A 6,000-nucleotide genomic window follows, 5' to 3' on the forward strand; every position below is an offset into this window, starting at 1 on the left:
GTTCTCGCGGATGGCCGCATGCCGACCGGAGGCCATGCCCATTCGGGCGGGGTCGAGGCCGCGGTGACCGACGGCAGCCTGGCGAGTCTCACCGACCTGGCGGCGTTCCTGCTCGGCCGGCTGCACACCGTCGGCCTGGTCGCCGCCGCCTTCGCCGCCGCCACCTGCCACGCCATCGCGACCGGCCGGACCGGCGTCGCCGACCTCGACGCCGAACTCGACGCCCGCACGCCCGCCCCGGCGCAGCGCGCGGCCAGCCGGGCACAGGGCCGCACCCTGCTACGAGCCGGCCGGGCCGCCTGGCCGGTGCCGGCCGGCCCTCGCGCCCCGCATCACCCGATCGCGCTGGGCATGGTGGCCGCCGGCGCGGGGCTGACGCCCGGGGACGCAGCCCTCGCCGCGGCACACACCACGGTCACCGGGCCCGCGACGGCCGCGACCCGCCTGATCGGGCTGGACCCCCTGGCCGTCACCGGGGTGCTGGCCCGCCTCGCCGACGACGTGGAGGCGATCGCCCGTGCGGGCGAGGAGGCCGCCGCCCTGCCCCCACGGGAGCTTCCGGCGCTCACAGCCGTGCGCCTGGACCTGCTGGCCGAGCAGCACCGGCTCGCGCCGTTGCGGATGTTCACCTCGTAGTCGTGACTCCTCCGCCGGCTAAAGCCGGCGGCTTCTCAGACCGCCTGAGCATGGCGCAAGTTCCGCGAAACATCATGATCATCATGGGTCGAGTCATGCCAGGGCCGAGTCCGGATCGGGCGGCGTGGCGCGGTTCCTTGGGGATCACCATGCTCGGCGGAGCAGGATGACACGTGCCAAGTGATATGGATTTCAGTCCCTCGCTGCTCAAGTCCCAGCTCGCCAAGTGTCGTCCCCGCACGCGCGGGGATCTTCTGACCCGCTGATCGTTCGGGAGTTTGTTGGCGGGGCGTGCCCACCTATTCGTAGGAAGGCCGCCGCTCGCGCAGCTACGACCCGCGAAGTGGGCCCGAGCGATCGGAGAGTGGTAGCCGCAGGGCCATGATCCGGGCTACGTGGACTGTTACGGTCCCCCGGTGGGCGATAACGAGCTGGGGCTGTTCCTGCGGGTCCGTCGCGAGGCCCTCACCCCCGCCGATGTGGGGCTGCCCAGTGGGCCCCGCCGCCGCGCCCGTGGGCTGCGCCGATCGGAGGTCGCCGCGCTCGCCGGGGTGAGCGTCGAGTACGTGACCCGGTTGGAGCAGGGCCGCGACCGCCGGCCGTCCATGGCCGTGTTGGGCGTCCTCGCCGAGGCCCTCCGGCTGACCGCGAACGAGCGGGTCCACCTGCAACGCCTGGTCAAGGCTGCTGACGGGGGCTTTACCTGCATGGGGGGGATACCGCCCGGCCGGACGGTGCGGCCGACCGTGCAGCGGCTGCTGGACGGTCTCGAGCCGGGTCCGGCCGTGCTCCTCAACCGGCTCACCGACATCCTGGCCCACACCGAGGGATACGTCCGGGTCGCTGGTCCGATCGGACTACTCGACGGCCATCCACCGAACCTGGCCCGCTTTGTCCTCACCGACAGCCGGGCCCGGGCCGCCCTGCCGGACTGGGACCAGGCGGCCGACGCCCAGGTGGCCGCACTCAAACAGGGTCCGTTCCGGGCGGATCCCTTCGTTGCGGCCCTCGCCGACGAGCTGACCCGCACCGCCGGGGCGGCGTTCACGGAGCGGGTGACGAGGCTGACGGGCCTGCCGCCGGCGAACGGAATCGCTCGCCTGGTCCACCCTGACGTCGGCGAACTGCGGCTGGCCTTCGAACGGCTCGATCTACCGGCCGACGACGAACAGTGTCTTCTCGTCCTCCTGCCAGCCGACGAGGCCACCGCGGCCGCGCTCGACCGACTCACCGGTCGCCGCCCCGGCGCTCTGCGCGCCGTCTCCGGCTGACCGCGAGCACTCCCTCCCCCGGCCCCGCCCCAGCTCCCCCGCCTTCACCGGCTTGCTCCATCGACCCCGGCCTCGTCCCACAATCCCGGCCCCACAATCCCGGCCCCACCGACCCGGCCCCACCGACCCGGCCCCGCGGCCCCACGGCCCCGCACGGCCGGAACGCCCGTTGCCCGGCCGACACCCTGGCCGCGAGGAGGTGCACCCGATGCCCACGACCACCGACGCCGCGTCGCCAGCCATGCCCCGGACGGGCCGTACGGCTGTCCGGGCGCATGCCGCGGTGCGGGTGGAGCGGGGACCGCAGGGCGCTCCCCGACTCGCCGAGCTGCGCTCGGACGTGCCGATCGTCCTGCGCCTGACCGGCGTGTCACCCGTTCGGACCGGGGCGCGCACGGGCGGCGGGGCGCGCCCCGGGGCGGAGCCGCTGCCGACGATGACGGTCCATCTGGTCAACGGGGCCGCCGGTCCGCTGGCGGGCGATGACCTGCGGCTGGACATCTCCGTCGGGGGCGGGGTGCGCCTGGTCCTGCGCTCGGTGGCCGCGACCGTCGCGCTGCCGGGTCACGGCCCCGGACCATCCCGGCTGACCGTCACCGCGGAGGTGGCCGACGGCGGCGAACTCGACCTCGGTCCGGAACCGACCGTGGTTGCCGACGGTGCCGACCATCGGATCGTCACGGAGGTCCGGTTGGCCGCGACGGCTCGGCTGCGGCTGCGCGAGGAGATCCTGCTCGGACGGTTCGGCGAGCCCAGCGGGTCCGTCCTCAGCATGCTGCGTGTCGACGTGGCGGGCGGCGCCGAGGGTTCGGGCACCGACCTGGCGGGTGGGTCGTCCAGGTGGGTGCCTCTGCTGCGTCAGGAGCTGCTGCTCGGGCCACAGGTGCCCGGGCTGCGGGGTCCAGCCCAGTTGGGCGGTGCCCGCGCGGTCGGCTCCTTGCTCGTCGTGGGGCCCGAATGGGCCGAAGCCGGAGCCGGAGCCGACGCCGCCGTCGCGGAGGGGGTGGCCCGGCTGCCCCTGACCGGTCCGGGCTATCTGGTGTCGGCGTTGGCCGACGATGCCGTCACCCTGCGCCGCCGGCTGACAGCACTGGCCGACCCCACGGGATGAGCCGCCGTTGGCCTCCGGCGCAGGGCCTGGGTCAGCGTCCGGCGCCGGGCGGGCGGTCGTCCGCCCGGGCTTGGGACTGAGCCCCGCCGGGTGCGGGCACTGCGCGTGCGGCGTCCTCACGGCGCGGCTCGTCGGTCCGCCCGGGCCTGGGGCTGGAACGGGAGAAGCCGTCGTTCCACGGGTCACGCGGCGGCTCGACCGGACCGGCAGCCGCCGGGATCGTCGCCCCTGGGCCGGGGGATGCCACGGCGGCCACCGGACCGGCGGCGGCCAGACTCGCCTCGGCCGGGGCTGCCGTGGCCGGCGGCGCGGCAGCCGGGGCCACCGTGGCGGTCGGCACCGCGGTGGACTGCGCGGCGACGGAGGGCGCCGGGACGGAAGGCGCCGTGGCTGGCGTCGCCGCGTCGGAGGAGAGCCGATCGGCGGACGGCGTCCCGTGATCGTCGTAGGTGCGCCCCTTCCACGCGGCGCCGCGGCCGGCCCGCTTGAGCCGCGCCGAGTCCAGCGTCATCCCGAGGTAGAGCACAGCGACGCCGGGGAGTAGCAGGGCGGCGGGAACCGGCTGGCGGTAGTACCGGATCATCGGCACGTAGGAGAGAGTCATGATCACCCAGGCGACGGCGCCGATGATCGCGGTCGTGCTGTCGCCGGCCGCGAGGCCCGCGACGGTGGCGACCACCGGGACGACGAAGACCAGGGACATCCCGAGCACGGTGCCGAGCAGCAGCAGCGGCGAGTGCCGGAGCTGGGCGTAGGCGCTGCGGGACACCATCTTCCACAGATCCGCCAGCCGCGGGTACGGGCGCCGGCTGTGGACCTGCTCGGCGAGCCCCAGCCAGGTCCGTCCACCGGAGCGCTTGATGATCCGGGCGATCGCGACGTCGTCGATGACCGCCCCGCGGACCTCGGCGAGCCCGCCGGCCGCCAGGAGGGCCTCCCGACGGACCAGCGAGCAACCCCCCGCCGCCGCCGCCACCCGCGAACGCGGGCGATTCGACCAGCGGAACGGATACAGCATCGCGAAGAAGTAGACGAACGCCGGAACGATGACCCGTTCCCACGCGGTCTCGGCTCGCAGCACGGCCATCTGCGAGACCATGTCCAGCCCGTGCGTGCGCGCGGAGGCCACCAGGCTGGTCAGCGAACCCGGGTCGTGCGCGATGTCGGCGTCGGTGAGCAGCAGGAACTCGGCGTCGCCGGCGCAGTCGACGCCGCGGCGCAGGGCCCACAGCTTGCCGGTCCATCCGGGCGGGGGCTCTGTGGAGGCGGTGACCGCGGCGCTGACGCCCGTGTGCCCGTTACGGGCGGCCTCCTCGGCCAGGGCCCGGGCGACCTCCGTGGTCCCGTCGGTGGAGCCGTCGTCGACGAGGATCAGGCGAACCGGCCCGGGATAGTCCTGGGCGAGCAGGGTCGGGAGCGTTACGGGCAACACGTCGGCCTCGTCCCGGGCCGGGATGATGATCGCTACGCTGGGCCACGATGGCGGTGCCTGCCGCGCGGGGAGCCGCTGGTCGGTGCGCCAGAAGAAACCATGACCGACGGCCAGATACAACCAGGCGAGCAATGAGGCGAGGGCTATCCACTGCAGCACAGTCACAGAGAGTGATGCTGCCACGTGCGTCGTACGGGCGTCAGACGAGTGCGGTAATTGTGTGTTAAGAACTTTCCGTCCCCGGTAGGTTCGCCGCGGCCGCGGTGGCCTCGCCGCCGGTGCCGACCTCCGGGCGCACCGCGGGATGGGGCCGCTGAGCAGGGACGATGCCCCATCGAGAACGGGCACCCGGCGCTGCGCGAACGCAATCGGACCCGACCCGTCGACCATCCGGGCGCTCCCGCCCCGCACCACCCGCGACGGGCGGGGTTAATCCCACGGTGCCATCACATCGTCCTGTGTGTACCCCCACCGAACGGCCCCCGGCCGCCCCACCCGATCCCGGCTCGGCAGAGCCACCTCCGAAGGCGCCGACTGCACCATAATCAGGGGGTGACCAGAAGCCGTCGTACCGAGCAGACGGCTGACACCCGTCAGGCCCTGATCTCGGCAGCCCGCCGCCGGTTCGCCGAGCAGGGCTTCGCCGCCACGGGGACCGAGGAGATCGTCGCCGACGCCCAGGTCACCCGCGGCGCGCTGTACCACCACTTCCGCGACAAGGCCGAACTGTTCCGCACGGTGATGGAACAGGTCGCCACCGAGGTGGCCGAGCAGCTCGTCGCGGGCGAGCTCGCGCGCGACGCGGAGCTGCCCAGCGATGCCTGGACGCAACTGCGCCAGGGGTTCCAGTCCCTGCTCGACATCTCCACCGCGGACAGTGACTTCCAGCGCATCGTGCTGATCGACGGTCCCGCCGTCCTCGGCAACCAGGCGTGGGACGCCCTCGTCGAGCGGCACGGCTACCGGCTGCTGTCCGAATGGCTGGAACGGGCGATGGCCGAGGAGCGCATCGATCCGCTCCCGGTGGGCCCGCTGACCAGGCTGGTCGCCGCCCTGCTGTCGGAGGCGAGCATCTACACGGCGGGCGCGGCCGACCCGGACACCGCCCGCATCGAGATCGGCATCGTGCTCGACCGGCTGCTGCGCGGGCTGGGCCGGGGCGGCGACCTCGCCGAGCAGCCCCCGGTCAGCGTCGACAGCGCCGCCGGCCCCCAGCACGCCCGCTAGCCCCGTGTTTCGCACTTCGGATTCTGCTGCGCCGACCGGCCCCTGTGATCTTGTTTTCGGGTCATGGGGGTTAGGTGGGGTCGATGCCGAGGAGGTCGAGCAGGTGCTGTTGGAGTGGTCCGGGTCTGGGGATGTAGGCGGGCTGGCCGGCGGCGGTGGGGACCAGGCGCAGGGGGGCGAGGGCTTCGAGGATGAGTCGGCCGGTGGGCCGGGCGGGGCGGCCGGCGTAGAGGCCGGGCAGCTTCTCGGCGGGGGCGATCGCCTGGCGGACGGCGCGTTCGATCAGGGTGAACACGAGCAGGGCCAGGCAGATGACGTGGATG

The 6,000-nt window shown here is 73.9% G+C and carries 5 protein-coding genes and 1 pseudogene; 4 read left to right on the forward strand and 2 right to left on the reverse strand.

The features are described from left to right. Nucleotides 1-18: 18 nt before the first annotated feature. From FF36_RS08415 to FF36_RS08425, 3 genes are all read left to right on the forward strand, one after another. Complete coding sequence (locus FF36_RS08415) at nucleotides 19-636, forward strand: urease accessory protein UreF (protein ID WP_044884408.1); 618 nt, start codon at nucleotides 19-21, stop codon at nucleotides 634-636. Nucleotides 637-1,052: 416 nt separating this feature from the next. Then, nucleotides 1,053-1,907 (forward strand): helix-turn-helix domain-containing protein, encoded by an 855-nt coding sequence (locus FF36_RS08420; protein ID WP_044884409.1) that lies wholly within the window; start codon nucleotides 1,053-1,055, stop codon nucleotides 1,905-1,907. 208 nt (nucleotides 1,908-2,115) lie between these two features. Further along, nucleotides 2,116-3,018 carry an urease accessory protein UreD gene (locus tag FF36_RS08425; protein WP_044884410.1) on the forward strand — a complete coding sequence of 301 codons (903 nt, stop codon included), beginning with the start codon at nucleotides 2,116-2,118 and terminating at the stop codon, nucleotides 3,016-3,018. A 31-nt stretch (nucleotides 3,019-3,049) separates the two neighbouring features. Here the strand turns inward: FF36_RS08425 and FF36_RS08430 are convergent, their stop codons facing one another. Next, a complete protein-coding gene (locus FF36_RS08430) occupies nucleotides 3,050-4,615 on the reverse strand; it encodes a glycosyltransferase (RefSeq protein ID WP_044884411.1) in 1,566 nt (521 codons plus the stop codon). Between the two features lie 387 nt (nucleotides 4,616-5,002). Between FF36_RS08430 and FF36_RS08435 the strand changes: the two genes are divergently transcribed. Next, a complete protein-coding gene (locus FF36_RS08435; RefSeq protein ID WP_044884412.1) occupies nucleotides 5,003-5,677 on the forward strand; it encodes a TetR/AcrR family transcriptional regulator in 675 nt (224 codons plus the stop codon). 70 nt (nucleotides 5,678-5,747) lie between these two features. Here the strand turns inward: FF36_RS08435 and FF36_RS08440 are convergent. Next, a pseudogene (locus FF36_RS08440) lies at nucleotides 5,748-6,000 on the reverse strand (IS1634 family transposase); the annotation flags it as partial.

The sequence above is a fragment of the Frankia torreyi genome (assembly GCF_000948395.1).
In the GTDB taxonomy this organism is placed as follows: domain Bacteria; phylum Actinomycetota; class Actinomycetes; order Frankiales; family Frankiaceae; genus Frankia; species Frankia torreyi.